Raw genomic sequence first — 21,565 nt, 5'->3', positions numbered from 1 at the left:
CCTGCAGCGCTGCAATCGGCGTCGAGCTCTGGCACACTGCACGCGGTCGTCCGCGGCACGTGACGGGCCCAGGCGCCGCAGAGCCTCCCATCGAGGGTCTGAGAGGCGCCTCATGACGAGAAGGAGAGCGATGGATCGCACAACCCAGAAAGAGCTCGGCCCTGTTCCGGACGAGCGCGGCGCGCGCACGGACGCAAGCGCAGCGGCTCCCGTCGCCGGATCGCCGGGAGCCAGCGGGGCGCCGTTCACGGCGCTGGACCTGGCGAGGCTGTACAATTTCCCGCCGGGGCTCGACGGATCCGGTCAGAAGGTCGGCATCATCCTTCCTGGCGGAGGACTGCCGGTCGAGGTGCTCGACACGTACTTCGCCCGACTCGGATTGAAGGTGCCCAAGATCGAGATCATCGAGGTCGACGGCGCAAAGAACGAGCCATCTCCCCTGGAAGACGTCCGCGATTTCATCCTGCAGTGGGGGCTCGAACAGCCATCCCGGCCCGCGGGGCGCGCAGACGGGGAAGGGCCTCGATGGCCCCGCCCTGGAACGACCGCTCAGGCCGTCAAGCCCAGCTGGAACCTGCTCTTCACGATGGAGATCCTGATGGATGTCGAGATCCTCGGGGCGCTCGCCAACGGGGCAGAGATCCGAGTCTACCGCACGCCAGCCGACCTGAAAGGCATCTACAACGCGATCCTGCAGGCCGCCGACGACGGTGTCACCATCCTCAGCAACAGCTGGGGCGGCGCCGAGGGTGACATGGTTGGCTGGATCGAGAAGACCGAGCGGGCGCTCCGCACCGCGGTCGAGAAGGGCGTCACCGTCCTCTTCGCGTCCGGCGACAACGGGTCCACGCCGAGCGGCTTCGAGACGGAACAGACGAGGCTTCAGCCCTGCTATCCTGCGAGCAGCGCATGGGTCGTGGCTTGCGGTGGCACCGCCATCGAGCTCGCGCCGAGCGGGCCGCATCCCGGGGAGATCGTGTGGAACGAGCGCGCGCTCGGGCGGCACCTGGCCAGCGGCGGCGGGTTCAGCGACGCCTTTCCGCGCCCTGACTGGCAGACCGGCGTGAACGGCGAGAAGCGCGGCGTGCCGGACATCTCCGCGAACGCCGCGGTGAAGTCCGGGGTATGGCTGTGGTTCGGCGAGGTGAACGCGACGTCCTTCGGCACGAGCGCCGCCGTGCAGCTCCTCGCAGGCCTCACGGCGCGCCTCTACCAGGGCCTCGGGTTCAATGTCGCGAACCTGAACGAGATCTTGTACAAGCCCGGTGTCCGCGAGGCGATGCGCCCGATCACGGAGGGAAACAACATCATCCGCCCCGACGTGGACGGATTCAACGCCGCCCCCGGCTGGAACGCTTGCACCGGCCTAGGGCGTCCGGACGGCGTGCGCCTGCTCAAGGCGCTCCGGGACCACTTCGGGCTGAGCGACGGCTAGGCGCGGGCGCCCGCCCGTCCGATCCGGCCCAGCGCACATAGAGGAGCTCCCGGAGCACGATGCGCCGCATCGCGTCCACGTCATCGAAGCCGGCCGCGCGCGCGTACAGCGCAAGATCAGCAGGAACGGCGCCGCCAAGGCGCTCCTCGAAGTACCAGCGAAAGAGGTCCGCCTCGGCCAGCCCCACATCGGCGAGGGTGGGATGCATGGTCCCGCTCGAGGCCAGCGCGCGCTGCTTGTCCAGCGCGCGGGCGGCGAACGCGGCCTGCTCGCCGCTGACGCGCAGGGTATCCGGGATGGCCTCCGCAGCTTCGGGCTCGAACATCGCCTCGGCCCACCGCCGCTGCGCCTCGTCGTGGAGGAAGCGCTCCAGATCGTCCACACGTTGCTCTCGGGCCCACCGCCGGAGCTCGTGCTCGTCGCGCAGCCCTCGCTCCACGCACAGGGATTCGGCGGCGTCGCGGAGGCCCTCCGGAGAGACGTGGAGGTTGTGCTGCCGGGCCATCTCCAGCGCGAGCGCACGCGTCATCGCGCCGCCCCGTACCCGGGCGTAAACCCCCGCGACCAGAAGCTCCTCCACGAGCGCGTCGTGAGGCGCGACCTCCTCGCCGGCGCCGTCGGCCGGACGCGCCCCCGCCGAGCCGAGCGCCTGTCGGCCGGCAGCGCGCCGCGCCTGCTCCCAGGCTTCCGTGTGCTGGAAGTGGTAGCGCACCTGCTTGGGCTCGGCGCCTGCCTCGAGGCGCGCGCGCATCGCCCGCAGCATGGCGATCGCGTCAAGGCGCTTCTGATTCACCCGACCCGCGGGCAAGAAGGCCAGGAGCGCGTCGACCTCCCCCTTCGGCAGTCCCTCGGCGAGCCCTCGCTGGAGCAGATGCGGCCAGGTCCGCTCGGCGTAAAAGAGCCCCTTGGCGATCCGCGCGAGCGCGGCGCGCGCCGCCTCGGTCAGCGCCCCGGCCGCGACCGCGGCCTGGAGCGAGCTGCGGATGTTGACCATCGCCTCCGACAGGGCGCGGTAGCCCTCCTCGGCAGCGCCGTGCGCCACGGCCACTTCATCGTCGTCCTCCAGCGCGTTCGCGGCGAAGGCTTCGTAGATGGCGCCGATGCCCTCCATCCCGAAGGTGGCGAGCTCCGCGGCTCGCAGGGCGCCCATGCTGGCGCTCCCGAAGACGTGGATCCCCTGCGACATCGCAGCGAGGATCTCCTTGTGCCAGACGGCAGGTACGCGCTCGAAGTAGCCGTCGATGATCCCGATCGCCACTGGCCGTTCGAGCGAGGCCCGGTAGAGGTCGCCCTGCGCCACGGGGGGCAGGTAAATCGCGTCGAGCTCGGCGCGGGCCTCCTCGGCAGAGAGCGTCGGCCCGGTGAACACGTACACCTTCATGTCCCGTGCTCCATCATGCGAGCGCGGGCACGCGGGCCCGCGACATAACCGGGGATGCCGCCGATCCCTTCGAGCCCCGGAATCACGACACGGACGACCGGAATCGCGAGCTCCGGCTTGGTCAGATCGACCACCGCCACCTGCTCGATCCCGGCAGCGCGGAGCCGGTCGAGCTCCCAGCGGACGTCGTCCTCGAACGCCTCCCCCTCCCAGGTCGGCGCGTCGTAAAAGCTACGCCCCGAGCGCTCGTCGCCGATCTCGCGCAGAACGCGGCGGTGGAGCTCCGGGTCGAGGCGCCGTACGTACTCGGCGCGGCTCATGTCGTCGCGGGAGCCGGTGATCATGGTCATGCGACTCTGGACGGCCTCGGTCAGCGCGCGCATCAGCGCCACGTGGCGCGCGGGGTGGCAGCCCATCCCGGCCGCGGGATAGATGGAGCTCATGCCGCCCGCTGCGCGCTCGGCGATCATGCATCGGAACGCCGGGATGCCGACGTCCGAGGTGACCTCCCAGACGGCGACCGCGATCGCAGCGCGCTCGCAGCGGTCCAGCAAGGCGCGGCAGCCCGGGTCGTCGACGGTGCCGAGATCGACGCGGGTGGCGCGCCGCGCCTCGTCGCCGAGCAGGCTCCAGAGCGTGCCCGCGTCGCGCTCGACGACCTCGCAGATTCCATGGCTCACGGCCTCGAGCACGTGGTTCCCGGAGGCGAGCCCGTTCGAGCTCGTCAGGAAGGCGCCGCTGCCGGTGGGGAGCGGCAGCGTGTAATTGGTGTGCACGAGCTCGAACGGCACCCAGAGCGGCTCGCTCCGGAGCCAGTCGAGCGCCTCTATCCAGAGCAGCGACGAGCCTGGGTGGAACGTGCTTCCGCGGAGCCTGGGCAATCCATCGACGTCGGCCAGCGGGTGAGAGAAGCGCAGCTCGTTGTAGCTGGCGAGCTTCAGCGGAGAGGTGATCCGCTCGGCATGATACAGCTCTGCGGCCTCCATGATACCGGACGCCTTCGCGGCGGCGAGGTCCAGGCCCTTGCCCTGCGACACGGAGAGCGAGCGCGCGTTCGGCCGGCAAACCATCACGACCGGAATACCGATGATGTCGAGCCCGGTCACGTTGGCTACCCGGGTGATCCCGAGCACGGGGAAGATCGGCGAGAGCCGCCGCACCGTGTCGGCGGGGGGAACCGCGCGGTGCGTCCCCGAGCGGAACTGCTTCGTGACAGGGCCATCGCGGCGCGCGTCCTCGGCGGAGGACGCGCGCCGCGGCTCGGATCCGGCGCGGCGCCGATCCCCGATCTCGGTCATTTGTTCTCGGGGTTCTTCTTGTTGAGCATGGCTGTATTGAGCAGGTAGCACGCGAAGAACGGCTCGATCGGGTTCATCGGCAGGTTCGCAGCGACGACCCCCTTCTTGAGAAAGCCCTCCTCGATCCAGCGCTTTGCCGGTCCGACGATCTCGAAGTCCGGGTCCTGCCACCGTTCCTTGGTGAGCCGAAAGAGGCGGCCATCGTCGCTGGCGATGATGACGCTGTCATCCTCTCCGCCCCTCGGCTCGCTCGCGAGCGCTTCTTCCGTCCGTCCGCCGTCGTCTTTGTGCGAACTCATCATCCATCTCCTTGCTTCGGGCAAACGCCCGGCGCAGTCGCATCCCCACGCCGACTCGTATGACGAGCATGCCGATGCTACACGAGCCGCTCGGCCCGGAAAAGGTCCCGGGCGCGTCGTGTCTGTGCCGAGACGAGCGTCCCGGTTTCGCGGAGACGTGGGCCTTCAGGTCCGCCCGGCGGCGGCGCATGGGCGGCCAGCGCGCCGATCCACGCCGATGCCGTCGAGGGAGAGCGCGCGCAGCGCGGCGCGGATCACCGCAGGTGCGCGAGCGGCAGCCCCGCGACGGGCGCGCGGAACGTGAGGAGCCGCGGCATCGCCAGCGACCCCATGTAGCACGTGCGGAGATCGGGCCCTCCGAACGTGATGCTGGTGGGCAGCTGCACGGTGTCTCCGGCGCAGGCGCCGAGATCGGCCGGCTCGATGGTGCCGCTCTTCTGCTTCAGGATCATCGCCTCCAGGACCGCAGGGCGCGGGTCCTCGAAGACGGTCTGGTGGCTGCCGTCGGGGAAGACCACCGAGAGGCCGTTGCGGCAGACGGCCGCCACCCAGATGTTGCCCTCGGCGTCGAAGGCGAAGCCGTCCATGTACCCGCCGATGCCGAGGCTGTCGGGGCCGAACTGCTCGGGATCGCCGAGGCTGCCGTCGTCCCGCACCGGGAAGCGGAGCAGGCGGCCGGGGATGGTCTCGACCGCGTAAAGGAACTTCTCGTCGGCGTCGAGGCGCACCTCGTTCGTCATGCTGAGGTTGTCGGCCACGATGCGCGGGCCCTTCTCGTCGACGAGCACGATGTACCCGTCGCGGATGTTGCCCGCGACGGCGAGCCACCACGGGAGCTGCCGTGTCAAGACGGAGATCCAGAGGCGGTCGCGCGAGTCGACGAAGCAGAAGTTGACGGCGCCGAGGGGCATGCCGTCGATGGAGTCGAGGAGGACCTCGGACCGGCCGTCGCGGTGGAGCTTGTAGACCTTGCCGCCGGACAGGGCGGCGACGATGAGGTTGCCCTGCCGGTCCATCGCCATGCCGTTCGGCTCGCCCACGTCCGGGCCGAGGGTCGCCTGCCTGCCGTCGGGATCGATGCGCGTCGCGATGCCGCGGGCATCCGAGGTCCAGAGCGTGCCGTCCGCCTCGGCGATGACGCACTCCGGCCGGACCAGCCCCTGCCCAACGTGCTCGATCCGGGCCGGATCGAGGGTGAAACCCCGCACAGATGACATGAATCGACCTCCCGGCGCGGCGCCTCGCCGCGCGCTAAGCGCAGGCGAGCATAACATCCCCGCCCCGGCGAGGGGGTCTCGGGAGCCGGCGCGTCACCCCGCCAGCCAGGTCGAACGAGCGCGGCGCGCGAGGGCGAGGGCCTCCGTGGCCAGCGCGGCGGGCAATCCTCGGCGCGACGCCGAGGTCGCGAGCACGTTTCATCCTTGGAACACGGGGGTTCCACCGGAATCCGCATTGAACCCCGTTGTCACGTCCATGCAAGCTCGATCTCAACATGAGAAGTCGTCTTCAATCGCGTAGCACGCTGGTCGTAGGTCTCAGCCTCGGGGTCGCCCTCGCCGCGTGCTCGGCGCGAGGCCCAGGCACCGAGACGTCCGCAGCATCTGGCGGAGGCGGGGGCGCCACGACGGGCGGAGGCGACGGCTCCAGCTCGAGCGGCGACTTCGACCCCACGGGCCCGGGTGTCGGAGGCAGCGTCCCGCTCGGGTTCACGGTCGAGCCGAGCGATCTCCAGACGATCGCCGTCGCGGCGGGGCAGACAGCGCCTTCCGTGAGCTACACGGCGATGCGGATGGACGCGCCCATCAACGTGGGATGGTCGGTCGACCGCGGCGAGCTCGGGGCCATCAGCGCGGGCCCCGCGAGCACGGCGACGTTCACCCCCACGGGGACCATGGGCGGCCTCGTCACCGTGCGGGCCGGCTTGAACGGCGAGACGGTGGAGCGCAACGTCTTGATCCAGCTGACCGCCGCGCAGAACGGCGCGGACGCGGCCATTCCGGCCCAGGCGCAGCAGATGGCCACGGATCCGACGCAGCTCACGCTCGGCGGCGGCGTCGGCGGGGTCGGCGGCGAGGGCCTCGGTGTGGCGGTCACGAGCACGGCCACCCTCGACGCCCTGGAGCACCCGGCCAGCGACGGAGGGGCGGAGCGGCTCGAGTTCTTTACCCGTACGACGGCACGGTATGGCCTCGAGGCCTGCTCGCGCCGCTCCTGATGTGGCAATGGACGCCCGGAGACGCCGACGCGATCAAGATCGAGCTCAGGACCACGAGCGGCTCGTTCTCGTGGAAAGGGACGTTCGGGCGGCCCGAGATCCTGTCCACCACCGGCCGGCCGTTCATCCGGCACCCGATCCCCCAGGACGTCTGGGCCATGGCCACCGAGAGCGCCGGCGGGCCGACGCACGACGGCTCGCCGGACCGGCTCACCGTGAGCCTCACCGTCGCGCGCGAGGGACAGGCGTACGGGCCGATCTCGCAGCCCTGGACCGTCGCCCCGGCCCGGCTGTCGGGGATCATCTACTACAACTCGTACGGCACCCGCCTGGCGGAGAACTACGACGGGGCCGTGGGCGGCAATGGCCGGTTCGGCGGGGCCGTGCTGTCGATCCGGGCGGGAGACACCGCGCCCCGGCTCGTCGCCGGGGGGAACGGCGACAGCAGCCAGTGCCGGGTCTGTCACTCCGTCTCGGCCAACGGATCGCGGCTCTTGGTCCAGAACGGGCTCGACTCCTACGGCCGGAGCGCGGCCTACGATCTGACCCCCGCGGGCGCCACCGAGCACGCCCTCTCGACCGCGGCGCCCTTCGCCGCGATCTCTCCGGACGGGTCGATCGCGCTTACCCAGGACGGCGAGCTCCTCTCGCTGCCGAGCTCCACGCGCCGCCCGACCTCCGGGCTCGACGAGGTGGCCTACGAGCTCGGGACGCCGGCGTTCTCGCCGGACGGCACGCGCGTCGTGTTCAACGCGATGTCCGGCCCTGGCGCGGACCCCCGCAGGAAGCTCTTCGTGATGAAGTTCGACGCGACGACGGGCGCCTTCACCGATCCGGAGGTCATCGTCGACGACACCGGCGAGCCCGCGGGCACGCGCCCGGGGTGGCCGGCGTTCCTCCCCGACAGCAAGTCGGTCGTGTTCCACCACCAGACCGACCCGGGCAACGAGGGCGACACCTTCGGCGACCTGAGGACGCGCCGGGGCGCCAAGGCCCATCTCGCCTGGGCGAGCATCGATGGATCGGGCACGGCCGTCCCCCTCGATCTGCTTGAACGGACGGGACGGCCTGCGCTCGACCTACCTGCCCAGCCTGAGCGCGCCGGTCCAGATGACCTGCACCGCAGACGAGACGCCGGTGGGCGACATCGACAGCCGCCACAAGGACGACATCAACATGAACTACGAGCCGACGGTCAACCCCGTCGCGTCGGGCGGCTACGCCTGGGTCGTGTTCACCAGCCGCCGCCTGTACGGGAACGCGGCGACGATCCCGCCGTTCTGCAGCGATCCCCGGGGCGTGGACCTTGTCGAGAACATCACGACCAAGAAGCTCTGGGTCGCCGCCATCGACCTGGACGCGACGCCCGGCACCGACCCGAGCCACCCCGCGTTCTACCTGCCCGCGCAGGAGCTGCTCGCGGGCAACGCGCGCGGGTTCTGGGTGCTCGATCCGTGCCGGTCCGAGGGCGCGCCGTGCGATACGGGCGATCAATGCTGCGGCGGGTACTGCCAGCCCGGCTCCGACGGCGAGCTCATCTGCTCGAACGCCCCGCCGGACGGGCAGTGCTCGCAACCTCAGGAGCGGTGCGAGACGGCCGCCGACTGCTGCGATCCGACCAACCGCTGCATCAACGGGTTCTGCGCGGTGGAGGGGCCCCTCTAGAACAACGATCACGTTGGTCGACCGAGAAATGAACCGCCAAGAACGCCAAGCAGAGAACAAAATTTTGGCGTCCTTGGCTCCTTGGCGGTTCATTTCTCTGCTCTTTCGAGCGGTTTCAACCCGTTTGCTCTAGCGCCGGTCACGTTCATCGATCGAGAGATCGAGCCGCAGGACGCCGCGGCTATCCTGAAAATGAAAGTGATTTTCATTTGCTTTTCGGAGGAGCCGTGCTATCTCGGAGGCACCGTCGAGCGCGGCTCGCCGGGACGCGCTCTCCGCCGCCGATCGTGCCTCCGCTCCTGTTCGTAGGCTCGTGGGCCCGCGCTCGGCCGGGATGAGGATTCGATGACCCCTGCCATCGCCCCCGAAGATCTCCTCTCCACCGACGCCTACGACCTCGTGCGCGCGAGGTACCGCGGCCGCATCATCGCGCTGAAGCGCCGGCGCCGCGTGACCGTTGGCCCCCACGTCTCGGTCCTGTTCGAGTCGCGCGAGACGGTCCTCTACCACATCCAGGAGATCCTCTGGCTCGAGCGCCCCGTGAGGCCCGAGCGCGTCAGGGAGGAGATCGCGGAGAACGACCGCCTCATCCCGAGGGCCGGCGAGCTCACCGCCACGCTCATGATCCACGGCGGGCCCCCGCTCGCGGGTCAGGCCCTGATCGCGGGCCTCGCCGCGGGGCAGGCCGTGGTGATGCTGTTGCTCGGCGAGCGGAGGGTCGCCGCCGAGCTGCTCTCCCCCGTGGACGACCCGTGTTGCCCCGTGCACTACCTGCGGTTCTCCCTCGACCACGCCGCCGTCCGCGCGCTGCTCGAGCGGCGCGCGGATGTCCACCTGGGCGTCCACCACGCGGGCGGGCTCGAGACCGTCGCGCTTTCGCGCGAGACGGTGGACGAGCTCGCCCTGGGCCTCGGCGCGGACAGCGCGCCGGCTGCCCGCGCTCCGATGCTGTCGTCTGTCGCCGATTGTTCGTGAAAGGAATGGATATGACCGTGCTGGTGGGCAAAAAAGCCCCTGACTTCTCCTGCGCCGCCGTCCTGCCGGACGGCTCGATCTCCGACGCGTTCCGCTTCTCGAAGTCCATCGAGTCGAAGTATGGGCTCCTCGTCTTCTATCCCCTCGACTTCACCTTCGTCTGCCCCTCGGAGCTGATCGCGCTCGATCACCGGATCGAGGCGTTCCGCGAGCGCAACGTCGAGGTCATCGGGGTCTCGATCGACTCTGCGTTCACGCACCACGCCTGGCGCGAGACCCCGGTGGAGCGGGGCGGCATCGGGCCGGTCCGCTTCACCCTGGCGGCCGACGTGAAGCACGAGATCTGCCGCGCCTACGGCGTCGAGAACCAGGACGGCGTGGCCCTTCGCGCGGCGTTCCTCGTCGACCGGGACGGCGTCGTGCGCTCCGCGATCGTCAATGATCTGCCGCTCGGGCGCAACATGGACGAGCTGATCCGGCTTGTCGATGCGCTCCAGTTCCACGAGCAGCACGGCGAGGTTTGCCCGGCCGGATGGCGGAAAGGCGAGCGCGGCATGACGGCCTCGACCACCGGCGTGGCCGCCTATCTCTCCGAGCACGCCGCGCAGCTCTGACAGGCTCGCGAGCACCGGGAGCCGGGCCGGGTGACCTGGCCAGGCGAGAAACCGTCGGGTTCCCCTGCGTCCGGTCGCGCTCGACGGGCGCGACGGAGGGATTCATCCATGTCCGTGAGGCCGGGGGCCATCTGCCGGCCATGCTGAACCAGCGGCCCCCGGGGAGCACGTCACTCGCTCACCGCTCGACCGCGATCAAGGCGTGGCGCAGATCGCATAGGCGTCCACGGTCCAGCTGTTCGTCGTGCCGCTCATCATCTCGAGGGCGGTCGTCAGAGTCCCCATGAACAGCATGTTGGGTGGACCCACCTCGTTCAGGCCGACGAAGCCTAGGCCGCTGGAGATCTCGGCGCCGGAATTGAGCAGCACGGTGTTGGTCGGGCAATCCACGACGACCCACTTGCTGCCGATGGAGTTGGCGGCGCTGAACGCGTCGACGCGCTGGAGCCCGGGCAGAGGATCGGCGCAGATGGCGTAGGCGGTCACGGTCCAGTTGTTGGTCGTCCCGAGCGCGTCCTCGTAGCCGGTCACGGTGACGCTGGAGAGCAGCGAGTCGGGACGAAGGTCGTCGATCATGACGCGCCCGAGGCCGTTCGTGATCTCGCCGCCGCTGCCGACCACCATCTTGCCGCTCGGGCACGTCGCGACCACGGTCTTGGTGAGCAGCGAATCGCTGGCGCTGACCGCCTGGACCCGCTCGAGGCCGGGGATCGGGTCGGCGCAGTTCGCGATCGCCCAGACCTCCCAGTTCCCGCTGGTGCCCGCCGCGTCCTCGTACCCCGTGACGGTCAAGGACGTCAACGTCGCGTTGGGCCTGATATCGTCCAGCACCACGCTCGCGAACCCGGGGTTGTTATCTCTGTTATAGACGCGGGCGCCCGTCCCGAGCACCTTCTTACCGGCGGGGCAGGTCACGGTCACGCTCTTGGTGAACACCGAATCGTGAGCGCTGTTGTTGATGACCCGCTCGTAGCCCGGAACCGCAGCGGACGCCGGACTCGCGAACGTCAGACAGAGCGCCGGCACCGCGGCGAGAGCGCCTCCGAGCCGCAAAGGCCGCGGCGCGTGCATGGAGGCGGAGCGGCGACGATACGTGGCTTCCGCGTGGTCATCGCCGCTCGCGGGCGTCTCCACGGACGCCGGACGCAAGGCGCCGAGCGACGACATGGGGCGCAAATGGATGGGTCGCATTGTTGAACGCATGCTTTGGCCTCTGTTCTCTCTCGTGAAAACGCAGAGCTTCGAACCGCCAAGCCGCCGAGAAGAGAATCCTGTCTTGGCGTCGTTGATGCCTTGGCGGTTCATCTCTCGCTTCATCAACGCGGCCGGTGCCAGCAAACGTCGGGCCAGCCTTTGGATAGCGAGATCGAGCGCATTTTCGCGGCAACGCTGGCGGAGAGAGAGCGCGTCCACCGTGACATGTCACGGATCGAGCGTGACATGTCACGGATCGAGCATGACATGGCCGCCCCCCAGCCCGCAGCTCATCATCACCACCTCTCCCAGGCTGGCCGAGCAGGGTGGCGCTCGGCCGGCTCCTTAGCCGCGCGCGCCCGTGGCGAGCCTGCGCGAGGGTCACGGTCGAGGTCGCCGAGTGTCCAGCGCCGCGGGCCGCGGCGCGCATTCCATCGAGCCATGTTCTTTTTCCGTGGCACGTTCACCGACCCTGCGAATCGGGTCTTCCCAACAAATCATGGCAATTTGCGGCCTCGCTCCGGAATGGGTCGCAGCCACGGTTCAGCGGGCGCGCTCCCGTCCGGCCAGTCGCTTTTTTCAGCTCACGATGCGCGAAGCCCCTTTTCGTCCTGGCCAGTTGTGCCATGAATCTGCGCGTCGATGCCGCTCGTCTTCCTGCCCGACGATCTCCGCTTCTTCCTCTGGGACGACTCGGCCCCTGATCGGCCCGCGGCCCGGTCGCTCGGCGCGACGACCCCGGCGGAGGCGGTGGTGGTCACCGAGGCGGGGCGCGCCGTGAAGAAGACCGGAGAGGCCGCGCCGCTCCTCGACGGCGTGTCCGCCCTCGTCAGGATGGCCCAGGACGATCTCGGGCGAGCGCCGCCGTCGGTCGCGGCGTGGAGCCTGGCGAGCAAGCTCGCGCTCGACCTCGTGGTGCGCGAGCGGGTCGTGCCCCGCGTCGCGCCCGCTGGCGCCGCCGGCGAGCGCGCCGAGGCCCGCTGGGCGGCGTCGCTCGCCGCCCCGGAGGACGCCGCGCGCGTCGCGGCGCTCGCCCGCGCCATGCCGCCGGCCGCGCACGCGGTGCCGGCGGGCGCGCAGGCCGCCGCCGCCCTCGACGGCCGCGAGGGCCGCGGGCGCCCCCGCGCGGGCGCCGCCCCGGAGGTGTGGTCCGCGGAGGCCCTGCTGCGCGCGTTCCTGGACGCCGTGGCGGACACGCTCGCGCGCGGCAGCGCGACGAACCGCCCCAAGGCGCCGCCGCGGCCGGCGCACGCGCCCTGGGAGCACCGGCTGGTCCTCGCCCTGACGAGCCCGCTGGCCGCCTTCGCCACCGACGGGCTCGCCGAGCGCGCGCTCGTCGCCGACCTCGACGCCTGGGTCCGGCCCGCGCTCGGGGCCTGCGACGCGCTGCGCGCCTGCTTCCGGCTGGAGCTGCCCGAGGGCGACCGCGGCTTCGCGCTCCGCTTCCTGCTGCAGGCGACCGACGATCCGAGCCTGCTCGTGCCCGCCGCCGACGTGTGGAAGGCCCGGGGTCGCACGCTGAAGGCGCTCGGGCGCGCGTTCTCCGACCCGCAGGAGGCGCTCCTCGCCGCCCTCGGCGCCGCCGCGCGGCTGTTCGCGCCGATCGCGCGCGCCCTCGGCGAGGCGCGGCCGGAGCAGGTCGCGCTCGAGCCCGCGGAGGCGTGGGCCTTCCTCGCGCAGGCCGCCCCGGCGCTGGGCGAGGCGGGGTTCGGCGTGATCGTGCCGGGCGAGCTCCTCGCCTCGGGGCAGCGCCGCCTGCGCCTCCGCCTGCGCGTCGGCGGGGCGGCTCGCGCGGCCGGCGTGGTCGCGGGCAGCGCCGGGCTCGGCCTCGACGAGGCGCTCGACTTCGCGTGGGAGGCGGCGCTCGGCGACGAGCCGCTCTCGGCGCGCGAGCTCGCCGCGCTCGCGCGGCAGAAGTCGCCGCTCGTCCGGCACCGCGGGGCCTGGGTCGTCGTGGTGCCCGAGGAGCTCGCCGAGATCCAGCGGCGCCTCGAGGCCGGCGGCGGGCGCCTGCCGGCGCGCGAGGCGCTGGAGGTCGCGCTCGCGGGCGAGGCCGAGATCGATGGCCTGTCGGTCCCCGTGGTCGCCGAGGGGGCGCTCGCGCAGGCGATCGCGCGGCTGCGGTCGGGCGCGGAGCGCGCCGCCGCGCCGCCCGCGGGGTTCGCGGGGGCGCTGCGCCCGTACCAGGCGCGCGGCGTCGCTTGGCTGCAGACGATGGCGAGCCTCGGGCTGGGCGCCTGCCTGGCCGACGACATGGGCCTCGGCAAGACGGTCCAGCTGCTCGCGTTCCTCTCGGGCCGGCGCGCGGCGGCGCCGGACGACGCGCGGCCGGCGCTGCTCGTCGCGCCCACGTCGGTGGTCGGCAACTGGGAGCGGGAGGCGGCGCGCTTCGCCCCTGCCCTGCCCCTCGTGCGGCACTACGGCGAGGGGCGCGCCCGCTCCGCCGAGGAGCTCGCGGCGCGGGCTGCGAGCGCGGGAGGCGGCGCGCAGGGCGACGGCGGCGGGGGCGGCGCGCTCGTCGTGACCACGTACGGCCTCCTCCGCCGCGACGCCGCGGCGCTCGCCGGCGTGGACTGGGCGGCGGTCGTGCTGGACGAGGCGCAGAACATCAAGAACGCCGCCTCGCGCACGGCCCGCGCCGCGCGCGCGCTCCGCGCCCCGCACCGCATCGCGCTGACCGGCACGCCCGTCGAGAACCGCCTCGCCGAGCTCTGGTCGATCCTCGAGTTCGCGAACCCCGGCCTGCTCGGCCCGCTCGCGGCGTTCCGGCGCGCCTACGCGGTGCCCATCGAGCGCTACGGCAACCGTGAGGCCGCAGAGCGGCTCCGGCGCATCGTCGGGCCGTTCTTGCTGCGTCGCGTCAAGACGGATCCGACCGTGGTTCCGGACCTTCCGCCGAAGATCGAGGCGCGGGTCTTCTGCGCGCTCACGCGCGAGCAGGTGACCCTCTACCAGGCGGCGCTCGACGAGGCGATGCGCCGCATCGAGGAGGCCGAGGGCATCGCCCGGCGCGGGCTCGTGCTCGCGCTCCTGACGATGCTCAAGCAGATCTGCAACCACCCGGCGCAATACCTCGGGGAGGCGGGGCCGCTCGCGGGCCGGTCGGGCAAGCTCGCGCGCCTCACGGAGATGCTCGAGGAGGCGCTCGCGGAAGGGGATCGCGCGCTCGTGTTCACGCAGTTCCGCGAGATGGGCGACCGGCTGGTCCGGCACCTCGCCTCGTCGCTCGACACGGAGGTCCTCTTCCTGCACGGCGGCACGCCGCGGCTCGCGCGCGACGAGATGGTGCGGCGGTTCCAGGACGATCCGCGGGGGCCGCGCGTCTTCGTCCTCTCGGTCAAGGCCGGCGGCGCGGGGCTCAACCTGACGGCGGCGAGCCACGTGTTCCACTTCGATCGCTGGTGGAACCCCGCGGTCGAGGACCAGGCGTCGGGCCGCGCGCACCGGATCGGGCAGCGGAGCGCGGTGCAGGTGCACAAGCTCGTCTGCGCGGGCACCGTGGAGGAGAAGGTCGACCGGATGCTGGAGCAGAAGCGCGACCTGGCGGCGCGGGTCGTGGGCGAGGGCGAGGCGTGGATCACCGAGCTCGACGACGCGTCGCTGCGCGAGCTGTTCGCGCTGTCGCGGGACGCGGTGGCGCTCGCGGGCGAGCTGGACGACCGCGACGAGCCGGAACCGGGCGGCGAGCGGCCGGAGGGGGGCGAGCCGGGGGAGCGGCCCGCGGAGGGCCGCCGGCGGGGCTCCGCGCGCGGTCCGGCGCGCGGCCGGGGCGAGGCGCGGACATGAGCGCGCCGCGCTGGGCGCAGATCCGCCGCGAGGCCGGGCCGAAGCCGCCGCCGCCGGCGAGGGGCATCCGGATGAAGCGGGCCGGCGCGACCTGGTGGGGCAAGCGCTGGGTGGAGGCGCTCGAGCGGATGTCGCCGGACGACGCGGCCCGCCTCGGCCGCGGGCGCACGTATGCGCGCGCCGGGCGGACGCACGATCTCGAGGTGAAGCCGGGCCTGGTGACGGCGCGCGTGACCGGCTCGCGGCCGCAGCCGTACAAGGTGATCCTCACGATCGCGCGGCTCGACGACGCCACGTGGGCGAAGGCGATCGCGGCCATGGCGGCGCGGGCGAAGTTCGCGGCGGACCTCCTCGCGGGCCGGATGCCGGAGGAGATCGACGAGGCGTTCCGGAGCGCCGGGGCGAGCCTGTTCCCGGAGCGGCCCGAGGACCTCACCACGGCCTGCTCGTGCCCCGACTGGGCGAACCCGTGCAAGCACGTCGCCGCGACGCACTACGTGCTCGGGGAGGCGCTCGACAAGGACCCGTTCCTGCTGTTCGAGCTCCGCGGGCGCACGCGCGCGCAGGTGATCGAGGCGCTCCGCGCCGCCCGGGGCGCCGCGCCGGGCGGCGCGAGGGGACGGAGAGCGCGCGGGGGCGCGGGCCGGAAACGCGCGCCCTGCGCCGCCGACGAGCCGCCCGTGGCGACGGTGACGCTGGGCCCGATGGAGGCGAGCGACTTCGACGCGTGGCGCGAGCCGCCGCCGGCGCTCGACGTGGCGCTGACGCCGCCCGCGGCCCACGCGGCGCTCCTGACGCAGCTCGGCGAGCCGCCGGGCTGGAGCGAGGAGCGCTCGCCGGCGGAGCTGCTCGGCCCGCTGATCCGGGCGGCCTCCGAGCGGGCGCGGGAGATCGCGATGGCGGAGGGCCCTCGTCGAAGCGGAAAATCCGATAGTTAGGCTACCTAACGATCCGGTTGGCGCGGCGCCACGCGCCCGCACGGTGGAACAGGGCGGTCCAGCTCCTGGACTGGGTGGAGCGCTGAAACCGGGTCGAGGCGCGCCCCGCGCGCGCCCCGTCAGAAGCTCCGCGCGGCGGGGGCGCCCGCGCGGGACGCGGCGGCGCGCACGGCGGCACGCTCCGACTCGGACAGCACCACGTTCAGCTCGAGCACGTCGCAGTCGCCGCTCCGCTCCACGTTGACGCTCACCTGGTCCAGATCGATCCGCTCGTACTTCGAGATGACCTGGAGCAGCTCCTGCTTGAGCCGCGGCAGATAATCCGGCTCGCCCGTCGGGCGCACGCGCTCGCGCGCCACGATGATCTGCAGACGCTCCTTCGCCACGGTCGCCGACTTCGGCTGCGACCTCCGGAAATAATCCATGATCGACATGGCACAACCCCCTAGGCGGTCGCCGCCTGGCCGCCGAAAATCCGGCTGAAGAACCCCTTCTTGGCCGGCTCGAGGAAGCGGTGCGGCCGCTCCTCGCCGAGGAAGCGCTGGACCACGTCGAGGTAGGCCTGCGCCGCGTCGCTCGTCGGATCGAGCACCACGGGCGTCCCGGCGTTCGACGCCTGGAGCACCGCCTGCGACTCCGGGATCACGCCGAGCAGCGGGATGCCGAGCAGCTCCAGCACGTCCTTGTGCCCCAGCATCTCGCCCTTCGCCACGCGCGCCGGCGCGTACCGCGTGAGCAGGAGGTGCGTCTTCACCGGCTCCTCGCCGAGCTCCGCCCTCCGCGTCTTCGCGTCGAGCAGGCCGAGCACGCGGTCCGAGTCGCGCACCGAGGAGACCTCGGGGTTCGTCACGACGATCGCCTCGTCCGCGAAATACATCGCCATCTGGGCGCCCCACTCGATGCCGGCCGGCGAGTCGCAGAAGATGTAGTCGAAGCCAGCGGCGCGGAGCTCGTCCAGGATGCGCCCGACTCCGTCCATCGTGAGCGCGTCCTTGTCCCGCGTCTGCGACGCGGGCAGCACATAGAGGGTCTCGATCCGCTTGTCCTTGATCACCGCCTGGCGGACCGTCGCCTCGCCGCGGATCGCGTTGACCAGATCGTAGACCACGCGGCGCTCGCACCCCATCACGAGGTCGAGGTTGCGCAAACCCACATCGAAATCGATGGCAATCGTCTTGTAACCGAGAGCCGCGATACCGGACGCGAGGTTTGCGGTCGTGGTGGTCTTGCCGACTCCGCCCTTGCCCGAGGTGACGACGACTACCTTTGACACCAGAAACCTCCTTAGATGGTTCGAAAGACGTGGCTGTCCGACGGCCGAGCCCGCCCGGATGCCCGTCCCTCCGGCGCTGAGGAGGCGCCGTCGACGTGTTCGGAGCTCGGCGCCCACCCGATTCCCTTGAGGCCGGGGACGCGCTCGACTGGGTACGCCATGGCGCGCCGAACGAACAACTTTTTTGCGGAGAAATTTCTTAGCTTAGATCGGCCGGCAGCTCAGATCCAAATAACCTACATGTAGGGAAAGCTGAGCCGGTCGCAGTTTCCGTGCAGGGGTGCTCCGGTCGCGGAGCCCTCCCCTTGCCGCTTCGCTTCCGGCAGGTGCGCTGAAGGCACGCGGCTTTCGCCGGTGCGGGTCACTTGCCCTTGAATTCAGGCTCGCGCTTCTGCATCCACGCCGCGACCCCCTCCAGGCAATCATTCGAACGGAGACACTTCAGCTGGCCTGCCTTCTCCAGCTTGAGGGCTCCGTCGATCGTCCCCCCGAACCCTTCCCGCACCGAGCGCTTGATCTCGGCAAATGCGATCGGCGGTCCCTTCGCGAGCTGGTGCGCGAGGCGCATCGTCTCCTCGCGCAGCGATGCAGCCGGAACGGCCCGGTTCGCCAGGCCGAGCGCCACCGCGCGCTCGGCGTTCACCGGCTCGCCCGTCAGCATGAGCTCCATCGCCCGCGCGATCCCGACGAGGCGCGGAAGCAAGAAAGTGCCGCCGCCATCCGGCATCAGGCCCATCTTCACGAACTTCTCCTGGAGGTACGCCTCCGTGGAGAGCACCCTCATGTCGCAGGCCAGCGCGAGGTCGCAGCCGAAGCCGACAGCGCCGCCGTCGACCATGGCGATGACGGGCTTGGGCGCGCCCACGATGGCGCGGATCATCGAGTGATACACGTCCACGAGCCCGTCGAGCTGCTCGAAGAGGTCCACGCCGCTGCTCACTGCGGCCTTGAGATCCGCGCCGGCGCAGAAGGCGCCGCCCGCGCCGGTCAGCACGATGGCGCGCACCTCGGGGTCGTCGCCTGCAGCCAGCAGGGCGGCCGGCAACGCCTTGAGCAAGGCGGGATCGAGAGCGTTCCTCGCCTTGGGGCGATTGAGGGTGATCACCGTTACGGCGCCGTCACGTTCGGTCAGGAGGACGTCTTCACTCATATCGTTGCTATAACGGGGCACGCCCGCGCTTTCAACCGCGGCTTGCTCACGGGCTCGCTCGCACGCTCGCTCCTCGCGCTCGTACATCGCCTCTTGTGTCGGAGCCGTAGAGGGACAGGGCGCAGACCGCGCTGGACTCGGCTCGCCCGCTTACACCTCCCGAGCCACGACGCGCGCGAGCCACGCGCTCGTGTCCTCGCATGCCTCTCCACGCGCGTCCACGCGCGCGAGCCACGGCACCGCCCGCGCGCCGGGCGGCGGCCGCTCTCCGGCGGAAGACACGGATCGGGGAGAAATGCTAGCATCCTCACACTTATGGGCTCCGTGCACTGGCTGGACTACACCCTCTCCCTCGCGATGACCCGACGCCGTCTCTTCGCCGGCGGCTGGGGCGAGCAGACGCTGCTCGACCGATTCGCTCCAACCCTGGAGCTCGGCGCGCGCCCTTGCCCGCTTGCCATCGCGTGGTCCCCCGTCACGACCGCCCAGGGCGGTTTTCTCGTCCGCGACGGCACCTTCACCTCGCCCACCGCCGGGCTGCCGGACGCCGCGAGCCGAGGGCACGTGCGCGCGCTTCTGCCGCGCAGAGAGCGCTCGATGCAACCTCGGCCGATGTACGTCTCGCTGGCGTCGTCCGGCGAGGAAGGGTTCGCCGTCCGCACGCGCCTCTTCGGGCCCATGGTGGAGCAATCAGGCATGGGCGTGCTGCTGCTCGAGAACCCTCTCTACGGCCTCCGCAGGCCGCCGGGGCAGCGGGGCTCGGCGATCCACACCGTGAGCGACCACATGCTCATGAACCTTGGAATGTTGGAGGAGTGCCTGTGCCTCCTCGAGACGCTTGCGCAGGAGGGGCATACGCGGCTGGGGGTCACCGGCTTCAGCATGGGCGGGAGCATGGCCGCGCTGGCCGCCGCGCTGTCGCCGCGGCCGCTCGCCGCGGCGATATTCAGCGCCGGCCGGTCTGCGGTATATGCCTTCACGACCGGGCTCCTCTCCCGTTCGATCGACTTCGAGCGCCTGGGCCGAGGCGAGGGCGGCACGACCGGGGCCCGGAGCAGGCTCGCCCGGCTCTTCGCGACCGCGGATCTCGATCGGCACGCGGTCCCGCGCTCTCCCGACGCCGCCGTCATCATCGGCGCGCGCCGCGACGGCTACGTCGACCCAGGGGAGGTGCAGAGGCTCCACGAGCTTTGGAAGGGCAGCGAGGTGCGATGGCTGGACACCGGCCACGTCGGCACGGTGCTCCAGCACGCGGGCGCGCTGCGGCGCGCCTCGCTGGACGCGATGGAGCGACTGCGCCGGACGGCTCCGGCCTGACGCGGCGGCGGACCGCCGGCGCCCGCCCGGGCCCGGCCGGCCCGTGCGGCTCCACCTCAGCCGTGCGGCTCCACCTCAATCGAGGCGGAGCCCGATCCGCTGCATCTCTGCGATGTCCTTGTGGCTCGGCCGCCGGCTCACCCCACGGAGGATGTCGCCGCCGAGCATCAGGTTGAAATTGCAGTTCATGTACCGGTGGTGCATGAAATGGTTCCTCGCCACGGCGCGGCCGTACCGCGTGCGCAGGAGCCAAGAAATCAGCGGTGGCGCCTTCGTCACCGCGACCTCGTGTGGCATGTGCAGGTAGGGGTGGAGATAGTTGCTGAACAGCGGCGGACAGAGCATCGGGAGCACGCTACCGACGAGCCCCCACGGCCCGAGCAGCAGGTAGACCACCGGCAGGAAGGGGATGAGCGGCGAGACGAAGACGAGCGCGCCCGTCCCGTGCAGCTTGACGGCGTAGTTCGACCTCAGGACGATCTGCCCGTGAGCGCCGCGCTCGGCGAGCTCCGCGTCGAGCGCTCGCCGCTCGTCGTCATTCCGGAACTGCGTCACGTGATCCTTCCGGAACGTCCTCAGATGGTGCACGCTGTGATGAGAGTAGTGGGTCCGGATGAGATATTTGAAGAGGCGCGGGTGCTGCGTCCACCACCGGACCCGGCGGGGCCGCGCGTCGGAGATGTGGTGATGGGCGAACGACTCCACGAGCGTCGCCGTGACATAGCCCATCGCGGCCCCGAGCAAGGTTGCAGCGATCGCGCCGCCCGTCGTATCCAACATCCCGTTCATCGGCTCTCCTCCTGCGCGAGCGCGTAGGTTCTGACCATCCGCCCCGCATCTTCGTCCCAGAGCTTCAGCGACGCGCAAGCCAGGCTGCTCCACAGCGTGAGGCGTGGGGCGCGCGCCAGCTCTGGGTTCTCATCGAGGCACTCCTGGAGACGGTAGTTCGGGATCTTGCTGTCCAGGTGGTGGATATGGTGGAGCCCGATGCTCGCCGTGAACCACCGGAGCACCGGCGGCAGCACGTAGTACGAGCTGCCGAGCATCCCCGCGGAGACGTAGTCCCACTCCGGACGGCGTCGCCAGTAGGTCCCGTCGAACTGGTGCTGGACGTAGAACAGCCAAACCCCCATGGAGGCCGCCAACGCCATGACCGGCAGCTGTACCGCGAGGAACGGCGCCAGCCCGACGAGCCTCGCCATGCCGTAGGCACAGGCGAGGATCGCCGCGTTGGTCGCATGGACGCTCCAGCGCTCGATCTTCCAGTCCTTCGGGACGTAGTAGGCGAAGCGCTGCCTCACCACGAACTGGAGGAACGGCCCCACGCCGAAGAGGACGAGGGGGGAGCGGTACACTCGGTAAGCGAATTTCCCCCTGGGCGACAGGCCCGCGTACTCCCTCACCGTGAGCATGCGGACATCCCCGTAGCCGCGCCGGTCGAGGTTGCTGGACGTCGCGTGGTGGGTGTTGTGGTACCGGCGCCAGCACTGAAACGGGGTCATGGTCAGGACGCCGAGAAAGAAGCCCACGATCTCGTTGGCCATCCGCGATCGAAACAGCGATCCGTGGCCGCAATCGTGCTGGAGGACGAAGAGCCGGACCATGCACCCGGCAGTCGGGATCGCGAGCAGAAGCGTCAGCGCATACGAGACGCGTAGGCTCGCCCAGGCCAGCGTCCACGCGAGACAGAACGCCATGAGCGACGTCGTGAGCTGTGCTGTGCTCCGTCGCACGTCCGGCGTTCGGTAGTTGACAAGTCGAATCTTCTGCACCGCGAGCCTCGACGGCCAGTTGCGAGCATTGCTCGATGCCATCATAAGAGGACCTGATGAAGCGTAGGTGCTTCGCGTCGTGCCTTTAACGCATCGCATATTCTTGCCTGACTCAAAGAAAGTCAAGCATCAGGTGACGACGCCAACAAATTTATGTCCCTCTGTTCCGTCCACACTCAACAGGCAATGTCATGAATCTGTCGAGCCTGCTCTGGATTGGGTGAGCGCATTTCTCGCTGAGGTAGATAAAATC

At 70.8% G+C, this 21,565-nt stretch carries 20 protein-coding genes; 8 read left to right on the top strand and 12 right to left on the bottom strand.

Going from position 1 to position 21,565, the window contains the following annotated elements; all coding sequences use genetic code 11:
• The first annotated feature begins 130 nt into the window (after positions 1 to 130).
• Positions 131 to 1,435, top strand: coding sequence for a S8 family serine peptidase (locus NQZ70_RS21185; protein WP_165374083.1), 1,305 nt, complete (start codon positions 131 to 133; stop codon positions 1,433 to 1,435).
• Here the strand turns inward: NQZ70_RS21185 and NQZ70_RS21180 are convergent.
• From NQZ70_RS21180 to NQZ70_RS21165, 4 genes are all read right to left on the bottom strand, one after another.
• Positions 1,395 to 2,816: a TfuA-like protein gene (locus NQZ70_RS21180; protein ID WP_129575827.1), complete on the bottom strand. Its 1,422-nt coding sequence runs from the start codon at positions 2,814 to 2,816 to the stop codon at positions 1,395 to 1,397. The two genes, NQZ70_RS21185 and NQZ70_RS21180, sit on opposite strands and share 41 nt — an antisense overlap.
• Complete coding sequence (locus NQZ70_RS21175; protein ID WP_129575826.1) at positions 2,813 to 4,114, bottom strand: YcaO-like family protein; 1,302 nt, start codon at positions 4,112 to 4,114, stop codon at positions 2,813 to 2,815. The genes NQZ70_RS21180 and NQZ70_RS21175 overlap by 4 nt, the downstream gene beginning before the upstream one ends.
• Positions 4,111 to 4,413 carry a hypothetical protein gene (locus NQZ70_RS21170; RefSeq protein ID WP_129575825.1) on the bottom strand — a complete coding sequence of 101 codons (303 nt, stop codon included), beginning with the start codon at positions 4,411 to 4,413 and terminating at the stop codon, positions 4,111 to 4,113. The genes NQZ70_RS21175 and NQZ70_RS21170 overlap by 4 nt, the downstream gene beginning before the upstream one ends.
• 254 nt (positions 4,414 to 4,667) lie before the next feature.
• Positions 4,668 to 5,630: an SMP-30/gluconolactonase/LRE family protein gene (locus tag NQZ70_RS21165; RefSeq protein WP_129575824.1), complete on the bottom strand. Its 963-nt coding sequence runs from the start codon at positions 5,628 to 5,630 to the stop codon at positions 4,668 to 4,670.
• A 275-nt stretch (positions 5,631 to 5,905) separates the two neighbouring features.
• Between NQZ70_RS21165 and NQZ70_RS21160 the strand changes: the two genes are divergently transcribed.
• A complete protein-coding gene (locus NQZ70_RS21160; protein ID WP_129575823.1) occupies positions 5,906 to 6,628 on the top strand; it encodes a hypothetical protein in 723 nt (240 codons plus the stop codon).
• On the opposite strand, the gene NQZ70_RS21155 is transcribed toward NQZ70_RS21160, so the two are convergent.
• Positions 6,576 to 6,932, bottom strand: a complete 357-nt coding sequence (locus tag NQZ70_RS21155; RefSeq protein WP_165374082.1) for a hypothetical protein — start codon at positions 6,930 to 6,932, stop codon at positions 6,576 to 6,578. The genes NQZ70_RS21160 and NQZ70_RS21155 overlap by 53 nt on opposite strands.
• Before the next feature lie 393 nt (positions 6,933 to 7,325).
• Positions 7,326 to 7,574 (bottom strand): hypothetical protein, encoded by a 249-nt coding sequence (locus NQZ70_RS21150; protein ID WP_165374081.1) that lies wholly within the window; start codon positions 7,572 to 7,574, stop codon positions 7,326 to 7,328.
• Positions 7,575 to 7,645: 71 nt separating this feature from the next.
• On the opposite strand from NQZ70_RS21150, the gene NQZ70_RS21145 reads away from it, so the two are divergent.
• The 3 genes from NQZ70_RS21145 (at position 7,646) to NQZ70_RS21135 (ending at position 9,882) form a co-directional block, all read left to right on the top strand.
• The gene (locus tag NQZ70_RS21145; RefSeq protein ID WP_165374080.1) at positions 7,646 to 8,293 is read left to right on the top strand and encodes a hypothetical protein; all 648 of its coding nucleotides are present in this window, start codon (positions 7,646 to 7,648) and stop codon (positions 8,291 to 8,293) included.
• Positions 8,294 to 8,638: 345 nt separating this feature from the next.
• Positions 8,639 to 9,268, top strand: a complete 630-nt coding sequence (locus NQZ70_RS21140; protein WP_129575821.1) for a DUF3501 family protein — start codon at positions 8,639 to 8,641, stop codon at positions 9,266 to 9,268.
• A gap of 11 nt (positions 9,269 to 9,279) precedes the next feature.
• Positions 9,280 to 9,882, top strand: coding sequence for a peroxiredoxin (locus NQZ70_RS21135; protein ID WP_129575820.1), 603 nt, complete (start codon positions 9,280 to 9,282; stop codon positions 9,880 to 9,882).
• A 195-nt stretch (positions 9,883 to 10,077) separates the two neighbouring features.
• On the opposite strand, the gene NQZ70_RS21130 is transcribed toward NQZ70_RS21135, so the two are convergent.
• Positions 10,078 to 11,295: a hypothetical protein gene (locus tag NQZ70_RS21130; protein WP_129575819.1), complete on the bottom strand. Its 1,218-nt coding sequence runs from the start codon at positions 11,293 to 11,295 to the stop codon at positions 10,078 to 10,080.
• 423 nt (positions 11,296 to 11,718) lie between these two features.
• Between NQZ70_RS21130 and NQZ70_RS21125 the strand changes: the two genes are divergently transcribed.
• Both NQZ70_RS21125 and NQZ70_RS21120 read left to right on the top strand, forming a co-directional pair.
• Positions 11,719 to 14,862 (top strand): DEAD/DEAH box helicase, encoded by a 3,144-nt coding sequence (locus NQZ70_RS21125; RefSeq protein ID WP_272828947.1) that lies wholly within the window; start codon positions 11,719 to 11,721, stop codon positions 14,860 to 14,862.
• Positions 14,859 to 15,800 carry an SWIM zinc finger family protein gene (locus NQZ70_RS21120; protein ID WP_129575818.1) on the top strand — a complete coding sequence of 314 codons (942 nt, stop codon included), beginning with the start codon at positions 14,859 to 14,861 and terminating at the stop codon, positions 15,798 to 15,800. The genes NQZ70_RS21125 and NQZ70_RS21120 overlap by 4 nt, the downstream gene beginning before the upstream one ends.
• Positions 15,801 to 15,919: 119 nt before the next feature.
• Here the strand turns inward: NQZ70_RS21120 and minE are convergent, their stop codons facing one another.
• The 3 genes from minE to NQZ70_RS21105 form a co-directional block, all read right to left on the bottom strand.
• The gene (minE, locus tag NQZ70_RS21115) at positions 15,920 to 16,234 is read right to left on the bottom strand and encodes a cell division topological specificity factor MinE (protein ID WP_020736016.1); all 315 of its coding nucleotides are present in this window, start codon (positions 16,232 to 16,234) and stop codon (positions 15,920 to 15,922) included.
• 11 nt (positions 16,235 to 16,245) lie between these two features.
• Positions 16,246 to 17,073: a septum site-determining protein MinD gene (gene minD / locus NQZ70_RS21110; protein WP_020736015.1), complete on the bottom strand. Its 828-nt coding sequence runs from the start codon at positions 17,071 to 17,073 to the stop codon at positions 16,246 to 16,248.
• Between the two features lie 361 nt (positions 17,074 to 17,434).
• The gene (locus NQZ70_RS21105) at positions 17,435 to 18,310 is read right to left on the bottom strand and encodes an enoyl-CoA hydratase/isomerase family protein (protein WP_129575817.1); all 876 of its coding nucleotides are present in this window, start codon (positions 18,308 to 18,310) and stop codon (positions 17,435 to 17,437) included.
• Positions 18,311 to 18,538: 228 nt separating this feature from the next.
• On the opposite strand from NQZ70_RS21105, the gene NQZ70_RS21100 reads away from it, so the two are divergent.
• Positions 18,539 to 19,540, top strand: a complete 1,002-nt coding sequence (locus tag NQZ70_RS21100; protein WP_129575816.1) for an alpha/beta hydrolase family protein — start codon at positions 18,539 to 18,541, stop codon at positions 19,538 to 19,540.
• 75 nt (positions 19,541 to 19,615) lie between these two features.
• Here the strand turns inward: NQZ70_RS21100 and NQZ70_RS21095 are convergent, their stop codons facing one another.
• Both NQZ70_RS21095 and NQZ70_RS21090 read right to left on the bottom strand, forming a co-directional pair.
• Entirely contained in the window at positions 19,616 to 20,329 is a 714-nt protein-coding gene (locus NQZ70_RS21095; protein WP_237245477.1) for a hypothetical protein, read from the bottom strand.
• Positions 20,326 to 21,312, bottom strand: coding sequence for a fatty acid desaturase (locus NQZ70_RS21090; protein ID WP_207217908.1), 987 nt, complete (start codon positions 21,310 to 21,312; stop codon positions 20,326 to 20,328). The genes NQZ70_RS21095 and NQZ70_RS21090 overlap by 4 nt, the downstream gene beginning before the upstream one ends.
• Positions 21,313 to 21,565 lie beyond the last annotated feature (253 nt).

Source organism: Sorangium sp. So ce836 (assembly GCF_028553905.1).
In the GTDB taxonomy this organism is placed as follows: domain Bacteria; phylum Myxococcota_A; class Polyangia; order Polyangiales; family Polyangiaceae; genus Sorangium; species Sorangium cellulosum_D.
Note: the sequence above shows the minus strand (reverse complement) of the source record. Positions and strands in the feature narration are given on the sequence as shown.